This window comes from Chryseobacterium sp. JV558 (assembly GCF_033712365.1).
Classification (GTDB): domain Bacteria; phylum Bacteroidota; class Bacteroidia; order Flavobacteriales; family Weeksellaceae; genus Chryseobacterium.
This window is the reverse complement of sequence record NZ_WJHU01000004.1, coordinates 256,098-273,164: the sequence shown is the minus strand read 5'-3', so window position 1 is coordinate 273,164 and position 17,067 is coordinate 256,098. Positions and strand designations below refer to the sequence as shown.

Below are 17,067 nucleotides of genomic sequence, written 5' to 3'. Positions count from 1 at the left end.
AGTTTATGGTTGTAGGTAACCAGTAACAAAAATAACCAGTATTACACAACCGCACCTCGAATCTCGCAACCCGTATCCAAAAATTTTGAACATTGAACCCCGAACCCGTATCTTTGCCCTATGAAAGATTTAATGGGCAGAGCGATCTGGGATTATTACCACAATGAAAATCCGGAGGATCTGCAGACTGAAACGTCAATCTCTGAACTGGATGAACTTCCGGTAGAATATTTATTCAGAGATTTTGAAGATATGAATGATATTGAGCAGAAAGCACTGGAATTATCCGGAGGGAAAGTCCTGGATATTGGCGCTGGAGCGGGTTCTCATTCTTTATACCTTCAGAATGAAAGAAATCTTGAGGTAACAGCATTGGATATTTCACCAAAATCTATTGAAGTCTGCCAGCTGAGAGGCATTAAAAATGCAGTTTGTGAAAATATGCTTGATTTTTCAGGAGAGACTTTTGATACGATTTTATTATTAATGAATGGTACCGGTGTTTTTGAAAGCCTGGCGAAAATAGATACCTATCTTCAGAAATTATATTCTTTAGTAAATAAAGGGGGACAGGTGCTGATAGACAGTACAGATATCCTTTATATGTTTGACCGTGATAAAGATGGCGGAGTATATATTCCTGCAGGAGGATATTATGGAGAACTGGATTACGTAGTTCATTATAAAGGTGAATCTGAAGAATCGATTACCTGGCTGTATCTTGATTTCAATACGTTGAAAAATGCGGCCAAAAATAACGGTTTCAAAATAGAAAAAGTATTGAAAGACGAAGATTCTTATTTAGCAAAACTGACTAAGAAATAGTAACGACAAGTCATTGCGAGCTGAAAGCGAAGCAATCTCAACAAATAATACATTGTCATTCTGTGAACAGGATGGCAATTTTTGTTTTTTGTACTTCTTCCCAGCGCCGATAGAAACGGTTACCCCGCAGCATGCGGTTGGGATTCTTCGGCTTATGCTCGGGTTGGGAGCCAGGTGCGAGGAGTAAGAGTGGATAGCGGGAATAAGCTCCTTACCATTGTCTGAATAGATGGATGGTTCTTACAAGCGGATAGTAAGAAAACCATTCCTGAAAATAAAAATACATCAGAACAGCGCTTGCAATACATAAAATCACGGGAAGAATATAGGACTTCTGGCGATAAGGCAACTTTTTTGGAGTAGCTACAACCCAAATAACCAGTAATCCAAGTGCTCCTACGGCTATAACACCTATTTCAGGGCTCAACCGTGATATTGAATTAGGATCAAAATCGGATAGCAGAACATATTTTTGCACCATAAAAAAAAGAAATCCATACATCAGTGCGAGGATTGCTGCAGGATACTTTTTTAATTGTATGAAATTCAGAAAAAGTAAAATTGATCCTGGAATGGTGCCGAAAAAAACACTGACTATAAGAATAGCAATTCTTGAATGGAGTTTGACGGCATTGGGATCTTCTGTAATATGGTCTTTCCATACTTCTACCTCTTCTGTACGTTTTGCTTCCTCTTCTTCTTTTTTATTCTGAATCAATTGCTGAACGGATATTTTTTCCACTTCACTGAAAACACGTCCTCTTTCTTCCAGAATTTCAAAAGCGATCTGAACGGCTTCCGGAACAAAGCGGTTGCCTTCTTTTAAATATCCCTCTAATTCCTGATTGGAAAGCTTTCTTAAAACACTTCTATTGACCATAAGCTGATATAAAAGAAAGGCTGCTTCTAGTGAAACAGCCTGTTATCTTTATAATGATGTTAATTATCCGATCTCAATCCCGTTTTCAACATTGTTGTCGTCCGGTGTTACGAAAGATAATTTTCCGTCTGGTTTAGTTGTTAATAATAACATTCCCTGAGACTCAATTCCTCTGATTTTTCTTGGAGCAAGGTTCAGCAGGATCATTACCTGCTTACCGATTACTTCTTCAGGAGTAAAGCTTTCTGCAATCCCGGAAACAACAGTTCTTACATCTACTCCTGTATCTACAGTAAGTTTTAATAATTTATCTGCTTTTTCTACTTTTTCAGCTTCTGTAATGGTTGCTGTTCTAAGGTCTATTTTAGTAAAGTCATCAAATGTGATCTCTTCTTTCATAGGGTTTGCGTTAGGGTTTGTTTTTTTATTGTTTTGTTTTGTGTTCTCCAGCTTTTGGATTTGAGCTTCAATGACATCATCTGAAATTTGAGAGAATAAAATTGGAGCGTTAGCTATTATTGAATGACCTGCTTCAATTAATACTTTCGAATTTTCAACTTCAGCCCATTCTTTTTGTTCAACATTAAAAATATCGTATAATTTTTGAGCTGTAAAAGGTAAAAATGGTTCGGCTAGATTTGCTAATGCAACTGAAATTTGAGCTCCAATAAATAGTGTATTCTTTGTTTTCTCAATGTCATTTTTCACAGTCTTCCAAGGTTCTTCATTCTGCAAATACTGATTTCCAAATCTTGCAAGATTCATGAAAGCTGTTAAAGCATTTCTGAATTCATAATTTTCAAGGAAGTTTCTAATTTCAATAGCTCTTTTGCTGATTTCTTCTAATTCAGGTGCATTAACATCTCCTTCAGGAACTTTTCCTTCAAAGTTTTTGTTAATTAATACTGCAACACGATTAATGAAGTTACCAAAAATATTAGCTAATTCAGAATTATTCTTAGTCTGGAAATCCTTCCATGTAAAGTTGTTGTCTTTAGTTTCCGGAGCAGATGAAAGAAGAGCATATCTCAAAACATCCTGCTGTCCAGGGAAATCTTCTACATACTCATGTGCCCATACCGCCCAGTTTCTTGAAGTTGAGATCTTATCGTTCTCAAGGTTCAGGAATTCAAAAGCAGGAACGTTTGTAGGCATAATATAATCTCCGTGAGCCTTCATCATGGCCGGGAAAATAATACAGTGGAATACAATATTATCCTTTCCGATAAAGTGTACCAGATCACTGCTTTCGCTCTGCCAGTAATCTTTCCAGTCTTTTCCATTCTTCTCAGCCCATTCTTTGGTGAAAGAGATATAACCAATCGGAGCATCAAACCATACATACAATACTTTTCCTTCTGCATTCGGAAGAGGAACCGGAACACCCCAGTTTAGATCTCTGGTCATGGCACGAGGCTTAAGGCCGTCGTTTAACCATGATTTAACCTGTCCGTATACGTTAGGCTTCCAATCGTCTTTATGGCCTTCAATGATCCATTCATTTAAAAAGTCTTCGTATTCGTTTAATGGCAGATACCAGTTTTTCGTTTCTTTAAGGATAGGAATATTTCCGCTAAGCATTGATTTCGGATTGATCAGCTCAGAAGGAGAAAGGGTAGAACCACATTTCTCGCACTGGTCACCGTAAGCATTTTCGTTACCACAATTAGGACACGTCCCTACAATATAACGGTCAGCAAGGAATTCTCCTGCCTGCTCATCAAAATACTGCTCAGAAACTTCTTCCGTGAATTTTCCTTTTTCATATAAAACCTTGAAGAAATCCTGGCTGGTTTCATAATGGTTTTTAGAAGTTGTTCTTGAATATTCATCAAATGAAATTCCCAGATCAGCAAAAGATTTTTTAATGATCCCGTGATATTTGTCAACGATATCCTGAGGAGTAACTCCTTCTTTTTTGGCTCTTATGGTGATAGGAATTCCGTGCTCATCTGAACCACAGATAAACGCAACATCTTTTCCTAATCTTCTCTGAAATCTTGCGTAAACATCCGCAGGAATATAAACACCTGCCAAATGTCCTATATGAACCGGCCCGTTTGCATAAGGCAAAGCTGCCGTAATCATCTTTCTGTTTGACATTTATAGTAAAGTTTTAACTGCAAAGATAAGGAATATCTGTTGAATACCGCTATTGGTGGTGTTATTATGATGGAGAAAGCCAATTTTCCAAGGTTGAATATGAATTTTAGTTAAACGGTTGTTTAACTAAATATTAATTTAATGTAAATATTATGCAATGCATAAGACAGTGCAAATTATTGAAATCTAAAAAACTAACTAAAATCGGTGTCGTAATATACATAATTTTAACTAAAATTATATTAAAATTACGATAATTCTAATTTTTTTTTAAATTGCGAGTCTGGCTACAAGCCGAATTAAGACTGAAAAAACGAAACTATAAAAAAATATGATTGTGAATAATTTTACAACAGTATTGAAAATTGCGCCTGCTTTTTTATTGGCCAGCACAATAATGCACGCGCAGACAAAAGACTCCGTTCCTCAGGAAAAGAAAATTGAGGAAGTTGTACTGATAGGATATGGTAAACAGAAAAAAACAGACCTTACCGGATCTATAACAGCTTTGACCACCGCAGACTTTAACAAAGGCGCTGTAACTACTGCCGAAGGGCTAATCAACGGTAGATCCTCGGGATTGGTAATTACTCAGTCTGGGACACCAGGAAATGAGGCAACAATAAGAATTCGAGGTGGCTCTTCTTTAAATGCAAGTAATGATCCATTATTAGTAGTAGATGGTTTACCTTTAGATGGAGTTTCTTTGTCAACAATTAACCCTAATGACATTGAATCATTTTCTATTTTGAAAGATGCAGCTTCTACTGCAATTTATGGTTCAAGAGGATCTAACGGGGTAATTTTAATTACTACGAAAAAAGGGAGTAAAAAACTGCGAGTATCTTTAAACACATTTACTACAGTTAATACCCTAGCAAAAAAAGTTAAAGTGTACTCGGGGGATGAATTCCGAGGGATCATTAATCAATTTGCTCCTGAAAAGGCTAATAAATTGGGGACGGCGAATACAGATTGGCAGAATGAAATATTTAGAACTTCTGTGACTTCTGATATCAATGCTTCAGTATCTGGTAGTTTATTTGGTAAAGTGCCAGCTCGTTTTTCTGTAGATAATATGGATAATTCAGGACTATTGATAACGTCCAGATACAGAAGAACAACGGCGAATATTTCATTAAGTCCAAGTTTTTTTGATGATCATTTAAAATTTAATATTACAGGTACATATTCTTATACGTTTCAGAATAAAGCAAATGAAGATGCCATAAAAAATGCTCTTTCATATGATCCTACAAAATCTGTGTATGATTCAAGTTCTCCCTTTGATGGTTATACGGAATGGACTAGATATGATAATGAAAATGGACAGCAGGTGTTGAAAGCATACGGAGTTTCAAACCCTGTGAGTATGCTTAGAAATAAGCATGATGTTCAGAATTTCAAAAGATTTTTTGGAAACATCAGTATGGATTATAAATTCCATTTCCTTCCTGAATTAAGACTAATTGTAAATGCAGGTCTAGATAGCAAAGAATTAGATGGACATGTGGTTACTAATAAAAACTCCAGAAACGGATATTATTCTGTGAAAAATGTTTTTGGTTTCTATGGAGAGGACTCTTATTCTGATGAAAGTATATTAAACAAAAATGCGAATGTCCAGTTTAATTATACCAAAACCTTTGGTAAGTTTAATTTAGAGGCAATGGCAGGATATGAATATCAAAATTATCATAAAGTAAGTTCAGCATCAGGCAATACTTTGCTTTATACCCTAGACCCAACAAGTAATTTCTATAATCCAGATTCTAAACCTGATGTGAATTTACAGGCATTCTTTGGAAGATTGAATTTAGGCTTTGCGAATAAATATTTACTTACTATTAATTATAGAAAGGACGGATCATCCAGATTCAGTAAAGATAACAGATGGGGTGATTTTGGAGGAGTTGCTGCTGCTTGGAAAATCTCCGAAGAGGATTTCTTAAAAGGAAATAATAACATTTCAGATTTAAAATTAAGAGCAAGTGTTGGGAAGACAGGTCAGCAAGATATTGGAATTTACAGATATGACTACTTCAAAACTTATAATGTTTCGTCAACGCTTTATTATCAGTTTGGAAACCAGTTTTATGAAATTGCAAAAGCAAATGGATATAATCAAAACTTAAAGTGGGAAGAAAGTTTAAAATATAACATTGGATTAGATTTTGGATTGCTAAATAACAGAATTAAAGGTACTTTGGATTTTTATCTTGCAGATACAAAAGACCTTTTGTCAATTGTTCCTGAGGGACCTCTTGAAAACCTGAGAATCATTGGTCCAAAAAATATTGGTAAACTTCAGTCCAAAGGAATTGACCTTGGATTGGATATAAAGGCAATACAAAAAGAGAATTTTACATTGAACTTCAATTATAACCTTTCATATAATAAAATTAACATTCAGCAACTTGAAGTTAATGGAATTGACAGAGGAGGAGTTGGTTTAGGTGGATTTGTACAGACCTTTAGAGAGGGGTATTCTCCATATGCATTTTGGGTGTATCAACAAGTATATGATAAAAGCGGTATGCCTATAGAGGGAGCTTATGTAGACAGAAATGGTGATGGGATAATTACTTCTGCAGATAAATACAATTATAAAAAACCTCAGGCAGATGTTACAATGGGGCTAATGACCAATGCTACAATAGGAAAGAACTGGGATTTCTCAATGGCTTGGAGAGCAAGTATTGGAAACTATGTGTATGATCAGATCTCTGCAGATAGAGCACACTTGGGAAATATTAATAATACAGTAGATAATACAATTAATAATGCACCTGTAGACTTTAATTCAACACATTTTATATCAGCCAATAAAATGTCAGATTACTATCTTAAAAATGGAAGTTTCCTGAAGCTTGATAACGTTACGGTAGGATATACATTCAATAAATTCATTGGAGAGAATGCTTCGCTGAGAATGTATGTTGCAGCGCAGAATGTTTTGGTCATTACCAAATACAAAAACCTAGATCCTGAAATATTTAATAATGGAATCGATAATTCGATTTATCCAAGAGCAAGGATGTTTACTTTAGGTGTTAGTGCTAACTTTTAATCCGTTTTAACAATGAAATTTAATAAGATAAAAATATTCAAATTAAGAAATTTAGCTATTGCAGGTATTTTTCTTTTCAGTACATCATCATGTTTAAATGATCTTGATGTTAAAGTTAATGATGATGAATTATATACATCAGAGCAATTTTATGCTAATCCTGCTTCTTATAAGCAATTTTTAGCGAAAATATATGCTGGACTTGCGGTAACGGGTCAAAAAGCCGGAAATGGAGACTCGGACCTTGGTGCTGAAGATGATGGAGGTCCAAATGAGGGTTTTTCGCAGTATCTTAGAGGGTATTGGCAATTACAGGAATTAACTACTGACGAAGCTCTTATTGCTTGGGGAGAAAGTGATAATCCAACGATCAGAGATTTGAATTTTAATACATGGAATGCGGATAATATTTTTAATGAAGCTTTTTTTGCAAGGGTTTTCTTTCAGATAGGATTGGTTAATGAGTATTTAAGAGAAACAACCGATGAGAAACTTGCCTCAAGAGGAGTTGCAGAAGATTTAAAAACACAAATCAAAACTTTCAGAGCGGAAGCTAGATTTTTAAGAGCTTTATCTTTTTATCATGCTATCGATATTTATGGAAAAATGCCATTTATCACAGAAAATGATCCTCTAGGAACAAAGCCGGTAATGCAGTCCAGAGAATTTATGTTCAATTATGTAATTGGTGAGCTAAATGCCATTGAAGGAGAACTTCCTGCGCCAAGAATGAATGAATATGGAAGAGCTGATAAAGCAGCGATATGGATGCTAAAAGCAAAGCTATATCTTAATGCTAAAGTTTATACAGGAGCTGATAAAAGTACTGAAGCCCTTGCAGAAGTTGCAAAAGTAATTGGTTCAAGCTATAAAGTGGCACAAATTCCTTTTAACAATTTGTTTAAAGCAGATAATAATAGTAATGGAGCTCAGGAAGAAATTATTTTTCCGATAGCTTTTGACGGGGTTAGAACAAGAACTTACGGAGGTACTACATTTCTTGTTCATGCAAACTGCACCAATGAAGTCGGTGTAACTTTAGGAATTGATTTTGGATGGCAAGGTTATAGAGTAAGACAGGAGTTTATGGAATCTGTAGGGAATACGGATCCAAGGGTGATGAAAGTTGCTGGAAATAATGACCCTGCTTCTATTTCAGATTATTTGAAATTTGATCAGGGTGCAAAGCTTATTAAATTTTCTAATAAGACTTCAACTGGATCCAATGGAAGTGACGCAAATTTTGTAGATGCAGACTTTCCTTTATTTAGAATGGCAGATGCTTATTTAATGTATGCCGAACTTGCTATAGTAAATGGGAAAGGAAGTATAGCTTCTGCTTTAAATTACATCAATGTACTAAGAACCAGAGCTGGAGCCCCTGTTGTAATGCAGTCTGCTTTAACTCCGGATTTTATATTGAATGAAAGAGGACGAGAGCTTTATTGGGAAGGTTACAGACGTCAGGATCTTATCCGTTTCGGAAAATTTGCTTCCGGATATGCATGGCAGTGGAAAGGTGGAAGTATGAATGGATCAGATCTTACTAGCAATAAATTACTTTTCCCTATACCTAACAAGTATCTTAATTTAAACAGTAACCTTTCTCAGAATCCTGGATATTAATATAAAATAACAAACATGAAAAATTTCTTTAAAATATTTATAGCTCTGGTGATAGGGGTTTTTGTTATATCTTGTGAAAAAGATGAGGATCAGGCGGTTTTAGGAGAAGGTACTAACCCTTCTCTAGCAGCTGATGCGAAAGTATTGATACTGGATAAAGATCATGAAAATGATAAAGCCATAAAATTTGATTGGGTAAACCCTAAATTTAATATTCAGGTTGCTTTTAATAATGCATTTGAAATTGCTAAAATAGGTACGAATTTTCAAAATGCAAAAAGCATTGATGTAGCTGCTAAAGATCAGACGATAACATATACAATTCGTGATTTTAACAAAATAATGTTAGATGCTGGAATTTTACCAGGTACAGCTAGCCAAATTGAAGTCAGATTGAGATCAAAAGTGGGAAATGTAACATTGTATTCTAATTCGGTTGCGATTACTGTAACGCCTTATTTGACAGAACTTCCATCTTTTTACCTTGTAGGAGATGCTTCAGCCGTAGGATGGGATGCTGCAACTTCACAACTTCTTTATAAAAAGGATAACTATTCTACAATATATACTTATCTGGAGAATGGTAAATCATTTAGATTTTTAGGACAGCAGGATTGGAATCCTATAAATTATAGTTTAGATACTGCAGGAATGAATGCAAACTATAAGTATTTCAAAACCTGGTCAACCAATTTAGTGGCTGCACCAGCTGAAAATATTCAGTTCAGTGGCACAACAGGAATGTATAAAATAGTTATTGACGCAGATGCTACACAAAAATCAATTACTGTTACACCATCACCTGTCAATAATTGGAATCCTGCAAATGTATATCTGGTAGGTACTATTAACGGATGGAATGCAGCTACATCTATTCCAATGACCAGTTTAGGAAATGGAAAATTTGAGCATACAATTGCTCTCCCTGCGGGTTCTCAATTTAAATTTCTTGGCCAACAGAGTTTTGGAGATTTAGACTGGGGGAATATAACAGATGATGGAAATACAGGATATCTGGGACCAAAAGGAAGCAATGGAAATATACAATTTGACGGTACAGGTGGAAATTATAAAATCACAGTAAATGTTAAATTAGGAGTATATACAATAAAACCTATATAATAAGTTCAATCTGATAATAAAGCAAAGTGCTGTTTACAGCAGCACTTTATCTATTTTTTAAGTTAATTAAATAGTCATTATGAAGAAAATTACAGTTGGAGCGCTTTTGCTCTCAATGATGTTTACAGGTGTGAAAGCCCAATCTTTAAAATCTCCGGATGGGAAGTTCGAAATGAGCTTTCAGCTGAAAGAAGGAGTACCTTACTATAACCTGAAGTACAACGGTGCGGTAGTAGTTGAAGATTCTAAATTGGGATTGCGATTATTTAAAGACACAGCCATAAAATTCGCTTCTGAAATAGCCAAACCAGAAGATGCAAAATTCGACCTGAATAACGGTTTTGCAAAGACAGATGAAAAAAGAGACTCTAAAAATGAAACCTGGCAGCCGGTTTTAGGAGAAAAGAAAAACTATATCAATCATTATAATGAATTGGCAGTTACCCTGAATCAGGCTTCTACAGACAGAAGTATTGTGGTGAAATTCAGATTGTTTAATGATGGATTAGGATTCCGATATGAATTTCCTCAGCAGAAGAATCTCAATTATTTCGTGATCAGAGAAGAAGACTCTGAAATCGATTTCCCTACCGATATGAAGGCATGGTGGATGGTTGCAGATTATGACTCTCAGGAATACCAGTATCAGGAAACAAAGGTTTCTGAAATTCCATCAAAATGGGATAAAGCATACGATGCGAACGCTTCCCAGTCATTGGTGAAAAATGCTGTTCAGTCTCCTTTAATGCTTAAAAAAGAAGGAAAAGAACCATTGTACATTAACGTTGCTGAAGCTGCCGTATTAGATTATCCGGCTTCTCATCTGGAAGTAGATGCTCAGAACTATAAGTTCAAAACGCATTTGACAGCTGACAGACAGGGAGCGAAAGGATATATCCAGACTCCTTCGGTAACGCCATGGAGAACCATTATTGTAGCTCCGAAAGCAGAGCAGGTAATGGATTCTAAAATGATCTTTAACCTTAATGAGCCTACAAAATATACCGATACCTCTTACATTCACCCTACAAAATACATGGGAGTTTGGTGGGAAATGATCATCGGAAAATCACAATGGGCTTATTCTACCGCTGAAAATGTACACTTAGGGAAAACTGATTTTGCTAAACTGACTCCGAATGGAAAACACGCTGCTAACAATACAAAAGTTAAAGAATATATTGACTTTGCTGCGGAAAACGGTTTCCAGGGACTATTGATTGAAGGTTGGAATATTGGTTGGGAAGACTGGTTCGGACACTCTAAAGAATTTGTTTTCGATTTCATTACTCCTTACCCGGATTTTGACATCAAAATGTTGAATGAATATGCGCATTCAAAAGGAATTAAGCTGATTATGCACCATGAAACTTCAGGTTCTGCGACGAACTATGAAAGATGGGCAGACAAAGCTTTCCAAACGATGAACAAATATGGATATGACGCTGTGAAAACAGGATATGTGGGAGATATTATTCCGAGAGGAGAACACCATTATTCTCAATGGACAATCAACCATTTCTATAGAATTGCAGAAAAAGCAAATGACTATAAAATCATGGTTAACTCTCATGAATCTGTACGTCCTACAGGAGAAAGCCGTACCTATCCAAACTACATCTCTGCTGAAGCAGCCCGTGGAACAGAATATGAAGCATTCGGAGGAAACAAACCCGATCACCAGACTGTTCTTCCGTTCACAAGATGGATGGGAGGTTCTATGGACTACACACCAGGAATTTTCCAGACGAAGTTAGATTATTACTTCCCTGGAGATAACCGTTTCGTAAAAACTACGCTGGTAAAACAGCTCGCTCTTTATGTAACGATGTATATGCCGCTTCAGATGGCTGCAGACCTTCCTGAGAACTACAAAAAACATATGGATGCATTCCAGTTTATCAAGGATGTAGCAGCAGATTGGGACGATACTAAAATCTTATCTGCAGAACCGGGAGATTATGTGATCACGGCAAGAAAAGCAAAAGGTACTGAAAACTGGTTTGTAGGAGGTATTACCGATGAAAATAAACGTGAGTATACCGTAGACTTCTCATTCCTGGAGAAAGGAAAGAAATATGAAGCAACAATCTATGAAGATGGAAAAGATGCTGATTATATTGATAATCCTCAAAGCTATAATATCTATAAGAAAGAGATTACAGCCAAGTCAAAAATTAATTTTAAAATGGTAAGAAGCGGCGGTTTCGCGGTTTCTATCAAGCCTGTAAAATAATTTTAAAGAGACACTAAGGTGCCCCGGATCATTGAATTTTCAGGATCCGGGGTTATTTTTTACTTATCCATTGCCTCTGTATATTCATATTCTGCTTCTGGAACTGGCTCTTTTTTTACCGCAGAAGTCTTATTTTTTATTTTCTCAAGATATTCCTTTTGAAACTGCTTTACCGTTTTTCCGGTACCATCATGTCTCCATCCCGGGGAATTAAAAAGATATTTTATGCGGTCTTTGAAGGAAAGTCCCGGCTGTCTGATATCTTTCCCTATTCTTCGCCATTCATAGAATAGAGTAGTTGCCGGATCTTTAGACTCCATCTTAGGATAGATGCCATATTTCACAGGAACCTCAGGATCTTCTTTTTCGAATGTTCCAAAAATTTTATCCCAGATAATCAGTCCCATACCCATATTACGGTCCAGATATTTGATGTTGCATGCATGATGTACCCTGTGATGAGAAGGAGTAACCAGAATATACTCTAAAAATCCCATACTTTTAATAGATTGGGTATGTACAAAAGTGCCATAAATCTGTATCGCAGAATAGGCTACAAGGATATGCCATGGATGAAAGCCCATAAATGCTAATGGAGAGAAAAACAAATACCTGTACAAAGGCTGAAATACAGGACTTCTGAATCCTGTACTGATGTTGAAATAATCAGAATTGTGATGGGTAATATGTACTGCCCAGAAAACACGCGAGTGGTGATCTACATAATGATGAACATAATAAGCAAAATCCTGAGCAAGGAATACAGCAATCCAATACAAGATTCCCTCTTGCCAGTCGAAGATGCGGTGATGGTAAAAAAACATCATGACAAACAAAGAGAAACCTTTCATGATGATGTCCAGTCCGTAATTGAGCAAAGCAAAAAGAACATTGGTTGCTACATCTTTAGTCTCATAAATCTTCTCTTTATTGAAGTGGCTGTAAGCCATTTCTGCAAAAATAATTACAGCAAACACAGGAATAGTCCAGGCGTAAACAACATCTGGCCCCTCAGCTTTGAACATACTACTGAAATCAAACATCTTTTTTCTGTAAAACTAAAGATAAAAAGGGTGATAAATTAACTTTTTGAATGAATTTTTTATGAAAAATTTAAGTTTTTTTTATGATGGTAAAAAAATGAGTGTCAAATTTTGAAAATTTACAGGTACTAAGATGAAAAAAGAGGCATTTCTAACATGTTTTAAATGTCTATATGAAAATTAAATGCTAAATTGAACATTAATATGAAGACAATATTTGCAGCATTAGCCCTTTCAATTGCTTCTGCCGTCTTTTCCCAAAAAGTGTTGGAAAGAATAGAGCCGGCTTTCTGGTGGAAAGGAATGAAAAACCCCGAACTTCAGATTCTTGTGTACGGAAAAGACATTGCCCATAACGAGATTGCACTTTCGGACGGAATACAGATCAAAGAGATCCGGAAAGTTGATAATCCGAATTACGTTTTTATTACCGTAAACACCAACGAAATAAATGTTCCGAAGTTTACTATTACTATTAAAAAAGGTAACAAAAACCTGAGTTCCTATGCCTATGAACTGAAGCAAAGGAATCCCGGATCTGCCAACCGTGAATCTTTTACCTCAAAAGATGTTATGTATCTGATCATGCCGGATCGCTTTGCCAATGGCAATGAAAAGAATGATTCAACACCGGAACTTACAGAAAAAGTAAATCGCAGTCTGCCCAATGGAAGACATGGCGGAGATCTCAGCGGTATCATTAATCATCTTGACTATATTCAGAATCTTGGAGCTACGGCAGTCTGGCTGACTCCGGTGAATGAAGACAATGAAAAAGTGTATTCTTATCACGGATATGCTCAGACAGATCTGTATAAAATTGACGGCCGATACGGAACCAATGAAGACTATAAAACTTTATCCAAAGAACTGAATAAACGAAATATGATGCTGGTGATGGATTATGTGACCAATCATTGGGGCGGCTCACACTGGATGATCAAAGACCTTCCTTCAAAAGACTGGATCCATTGGTTTGATGAGGGAGAGAAAGGATTTAAACGCTCCAATTACAAAACAACTACGCAATTTGATACCAATGCTTCTGATATTGATAAAAAATATGCTTTGGATGGCTGGTTTGATACCACCATGCCTGATATTAACCAAAAAAATCCACTGGTTCTGAAATATCTGACCCAAAATGCAATCTGGTGGATAGAATATGCAGAATTGGGAGGGTTCCGTGTGGATACCTATCCTTACAATGATAAAGATGCCATGGCAAAATGGGCTAAAGCCATTACCGATGAATATCCGAAATTCAATATTGCAGGAGAAACCTGGCTTTATACTGCGGCACAAATTGCAGCGTGGCAGAAAAATTCTAAAATAGGAGCCATAGAAGGATACAATTCAAATTTACCCTCGGTAATGGATTTTATGCTGTTTGAAAATATGCCTAAAGCTCTTAAAGAAAAAGAAGGCTGGGATAAAGGCATGATCCGGATTTACGATTCCTTTACCAGCGATTTCCTTTATCCGGATATCAATAATCTCTTGGTTTTCTTTGAAAATCACGATACAGAAAGATGGAATGAAATCTTTAATGCAAACCCTGATGCTTACAAAATAGGACTTGCTCTGATCTCTACAGTAAGAGGAATTCCACAGATCTATTACGGATCAGAAATAGGCATGAGAGGAGATAAGACGAAAGGCGGTGATGCAGATATCCGAAGAGATTTTCCGGGAGGCTGGAAGTCTGATTCTCAAAATGCCTTCAATCCATCTGCTCAGACTCAGGAGCAGAAAGAATTTTTCCTGTTTACTCAGAAATTATTAAACTGGAGAAAAGGAAAAGACGTGATTCATAATGGAAAAACTAAAAATTTCGTTCCTCAGGACGGTGTTTTTGTCTATTTCCGATACAATGAAAAAGAAAGTGTAATGGTGATCATCAACAATAATGAAAAAGAACAGACGTTAGACTTGAAACGATTTGCCGAATCACTTAACGGATTTACAAAAGGAAAAGAAGTAATTTCAGGAAAGGAGATTTCATTACAAAACAGTATGAATATTCCTGCGAAAACCCCATTCATTATTGAACTTGAAAAATAATTAATACATATGAAAAAACTAACGACTGCTTATACATTAATCCTTTTTGTACTGGGATTTTCTTTATTCAGTGCTCAGTCAAAAACTCCATTTGAGAAAGAAAAATCAGAAATCAGTACGATGCTGGATGCATTCAATGTAGCTGCTGCAAAGGCGGATTACATAGGGTATTTTAACTTCTTTGCAGATGAATCTACCTTCATCGGAACAGATGCTACCGAAATATGGAATAAAAAAGAATTCATGGTGTGGGCAAAACCTCATTTCGACAAAAAGAAAACCTGGGATTTTAAAGCTCTTAAAAGAAATATTTACTTCAGTAAAGATGGAAAACTGGCGTGGTTCGACGAACTATTGGATACTCAGATGAAAATATGCAGAGGTTCTGGTGTTGTAGAAAAAATCAACGGAAGCTGGAAGGTAAAACAATATGTTCTTTCTGTGACGGTTCCTAATGAGGTGGTAGATAAAGTGGTAGTGGAGAAAACACCTATCGAAGATGCGCTAATCCAAAAACTGAAGTCATAATGGCAGAAATGGCGGGGAGATATAATTCGGGACCATTTGGACGAAGAAAAAAGCCAAACTTATCCATGCTTCAGATTATTAACATGAGTATGGGATTCCTTGGAATTCAAATGGCGTTCGGGTTACAAAATGGAAATGCAAGCCGTATTCTGGGGAATTTAGGAGCTGATGTTCATGAATTATCCTGGTTCTGGCTCGTTGCTCCCGTTACAGGACTTATTGTGCAGCCTATCATCGGGCATATGGGAGACAATACCTGGAGTCCGTTGGGAAGACGAAAACCTTACTTTCTAATTGGAGCTGTTTTGTGTGCCATAGGGCTGGTACTTCTTCCGAATGCAGCTTCTGTGACTCAGATGTTTGCTGCCAATGCTCTTTTATTGGCCGTAATATTCCTTGCCATGATGGATGCTTCAGTGAATATCGCAATGGAGCCTTTCCGGGCTTTGGTAGGAGATATGCTCCCGAAACATCAGGGAACAATAGGATTTTCAGTACAGACAATTCTGATCGGAATCGGAGCTGTATTGGGCTCTTATCTGCCGGATTGGTTAACAAAAATGGGAATTTCCAACGAAGCCCCGGCTGGATTTGTAGCTGATAATGTGATTTACTCTTTTTATATAGGCGCAGGATTGCTTATCATCTCAATTCTGTACACCATAATGACAACCAGAGAATACTCTCCACAGGAATTTGCCGATTTTGAAGAGGGAAAAGAAGTAGAAAAACAGGAATCTAAATTTTCAGATATTTTTAAAGACTTTGCGGCGATCCCTGTACAGATGAAAAAACTGGGAATTGTTCAGTTCTTTTCATGGTTTGCACTATTTACCATGTGGGTATTTACTACCAGTGCGCTGGCCACCCATCATTTTGGACTTTCTCCGGAAGATACCCATTCCAAGGCATTTAATGATGCAGGGGATTTAACAGGGAAGCTTTTTGGAATGTATAATCTATGGGCCATTCCGTTTGCCTTTTTATTAACACCTATAGCGAAACTGATTGGTAAAAAACAGACTCATGCTTTAGCTTTGCTGTGCGGAGGTTTAGGTCTTGTTTCAATGTATTTCATTAAAGATATCAACAATCTATGGATCTCAATGATTGGATTAGGTTTCGCCTGGGCAAGTATTCTGGCAATGCCTTATGCGATGCTTATTGAAGTGATTCCACAAAGAAAAATGGGAGTCTATATGGGGATATTCAATTTCTTTATTGTCATTCCACAGATCATCAATGGAGTATTTGGTGGTCCTGTTGTAAGTGGTGTTTTCGGAAAACAAGCGATGGATTATGTTGTGGTAGGAGGTGTTTGCATGCTGATTGGAGCTGTAGTCACCATGATTTTTGTTAAATCCGAAGATGAAACCCCTAAAGAAATTGAAGAAGAAATCAAACAGGTACATTTCTAGTAAGAAGTTGTGCTGAAAATATCTTAACTAAAATCTGAAATAGTATACAATTCATAGGAGCGGGCTTTAGCCCGCTTTTTTTATACGTTTATCAATTGGCTTTAGCCAAAACATATATTTATAACAAAGAGCAGAGTTAGTTTCCGACAGAT

The 17,067-nt window shown here is 36.5% G+C and carries 11 protein-coding genes; 8 read left to right on the top strand and 3 right to left on the bottom strand.

The annotated features are described in order from the left end of the window. The first annotated feature begins 120 nt into the window (after window positions 1–120). A complete protein-coding gene (locus tag GFU89_RS15695; RefSeq protein ID WP_318848029.1) occupies window positions 121–825 on the top strand; it encodes a class I SAM-dependent methyltransferase in 705 nt (234 codons plus the stop codon). 211 nt (window positions 826–1,036) lie between these two features. On the opposite strand, the gene GFU89_RS15690 is transcribed toward GFU89_RS15695, so the two are convergent. Further along, complete coding sequence (locus tag GFU89_RS15690; RefSeq protein ID WP_318848028.1) at window positions 1,037–1,705, bottom strand: hypothetical protein; 669 nt, start codon at window positions 1,703–1,705, stop codon at window positions 1,037–1,039. 63 nt (window positions 1,706–1,768) lie between these two features. Then, window positions 1,769–3,808: a methionine--tRNA ligase gene (gene metG / locus GFU89_RS15685; RefSeq protein ID WP_318848027.1), complete on the bottom strand. Its 2,040-nt coding sequence runs from the start codon at window positions 3,806–3,808 to the stop codon at window positions 1,769–1,771. Between the two features lie 337 nt (window positions 3,809–4,145). Between metG and GFU89_RS15680 the strand changes: the two genes are divergently transcribed. From GFU89_RS15680 to GFU89_RS15665, 4 genes are all read left to right on the top strand, one after another. Next, a complete protein-coding gene (locus tag GFU89_RS15680) occupies window positions 4,146–6,878 on the top strand; it encodes a SusC/RagA family TonB-linked outer membrane protein (protein WP_318848026.1) in 2,733 nt (910 codons plus the stop codon). Between the two features lie 12 nt (window positions 6,879–6,890). Next, window positions 6,891–8,504 carry a RagB/SusD family nutrient uptake outer membrane protein gene (locus GFU89_RS15675; protein ID WP_318848025.1) on the top strand — a complete coding sequence of 538 codons (1,614 nt, stop codon included), beginning with the start codon at window positions 6,891–6,893 and terminating at the stop codon, window positions 8,502–8,504. 15 nt (window positions 8,505–8,519) lie between these two features. Further along, window positions 8,520–9,626, top strand: a complete 1,107-nt coding sequence (locus GFU89_RS15670; protein ID WP_318848024.1) for a SusE domain-containing protein — start codon at window positions 8,520–8,522, stop codon at window positions 9,624–9,626. Between the two features lie 79 nt (window positions 9,627–9,705). Then, window positions 9,706–11,862: a glycoside hydrolase family 97 protein gene (locus GFU89_RS15665; RefSeq protein WP_318848023.1), complete on the top strand. Its 2,157-nt coding sequence runs from the start codon at window positions 9,706–9,708 to the stop codon at window positions 11,860–11,862. 59 nt (window positions 11,863–11,921) lie between these two features. Here GFU89_RS15665 and GFU89_RS15660 read toward each other — a convergent pair whose 3' ends face one another. Continuing rightward, entirely contained in the window at window positions 11,922–12,905 is a 984-nt protein-coding gene (locus tag GFU89_RS15660) for a sterol desaturase family protein (RefSeq protein ID WP_318848022.1), read from the bottom strand. A gap of 204 nt (window positions 12,906–13,109) precedes the next feature. On the opposite strand from GFU89_RS15660, the gene GFU89_RS15655 reads away from it, so the two are divergent. From GFU89_RS15655 to GFU89_RS15645, 3 genes are read left to right on the top strand one after another with little or no spacing between them, the layout of a single operon-like run. After that, window positions 13,110–14,969: a glycoside hydrolase family 13 protein gene (locus GFU89_RS15655; protein WP_318848021.1), complete on the top strand. Its 1,860-nt coding sequence runs from the start codon at window positions 13,110–13,112 to the stop codon at window positions 14,967–14,969. 9 nt (window positions 14,970–14,978) lie between these two features. Further along, window positions 14,979–15,497, top strand: a complete 519-nt coding sequence (locus GFU89_RS15650; protein ID WP_318848020.1) for a nuclear transport factor 2 family protein — start codon at window positions 14,979–14,981, stop codon at window positions 15,495–15,497. Further along, a complete protein-coding gene (locus GFU89_RS15645) occupies window positions 15,497–16,915 on the top strand; it encodes an MFS transporter (RefSeq protein ID WP_318848019.1) in 1,419 nt (472 codons plus the stop codon). The genes GFU89_RS15650 and GFU89_RS15645 overlap by 1 nt, the downstream gene beginning before the upstream one ends. Window positions 16,916–17,067 lie beyond the last annotated feature (152 nt).

Excerpts from the sequence above, each read along its gene's own strand:
- GFU89_RS15645 (WP_318848019.1), top strand. The coding sequence starts at position 15,497 with ATGGCAGAAATGGCGGGGAGATATAATTCGGGACCATTTGGACGAAGA.
- GFU89_RS15670 (WP_318848024.1), top strand. The coding sequence starts at position 8,520 with ATGAAAAATTTCTTTAAAATATTTATAGCTCTGGTGATAGGGGTTTTT.
- GFU89_RS15660 (WP_318848022.1), bottom strand. The coding sequence starts at position 12,905 with ATGTTTGATTTCAGTAGTATGTTCAAAGCTGAGGGGCCAGATGTTGTT.
- metG (WP_318848027.1), bottom strand. The coding sequence starts at position 3,808 with ATGTCAAACAGAAAGATGATTACGGCAGCTTTGCCTTATGCAAACGGG.
- GFU89_RS15690 (WP_318848028.1), bottom strand. The coding sequence starts at position 1,705 with ATGGTCAATAGAAGTGTTTTAAGAAAGCTTTCCAATCAGGAATTAGAG.
- GFU89_RS15675 (WP_318848025.1), top strand. The coding sequence starts at position 6,891 with ATGAAATTTAATAAGATAAAAATATTCAAATTAAGAAATTTAGCTATT.
- GFU89_RS15655 (WP_318848021.1), top strand. The coding sequence starts at position 13,110 with ATGAAGACAATATTTGCAGCATTAGCCCTTTCAATTGCTTCTGCCGTC.
- GFU89_RS15650 (WP_318848020.1), top strand. The coding sequence starts at position 14,979 with ATGAAAAAACTAACGACTGCTTATACATTAATCCTTTTTGTACTGGGA.
- GFU89_RS15695 (WP_318848029.1), top strand. The coding sequence starts at position 121 with ATGAAAGATTTAATGGGCAGAGCGATCTGGGATTATTACCACAATGAA.
- GFU89_RS15665 (WP_318848023.1), top strand. The coding sequence starts at position 9,706 with ATGAAGAAAATTACAGTTGGAGCGCTTTTGCTCTCAATGATGTTTACA.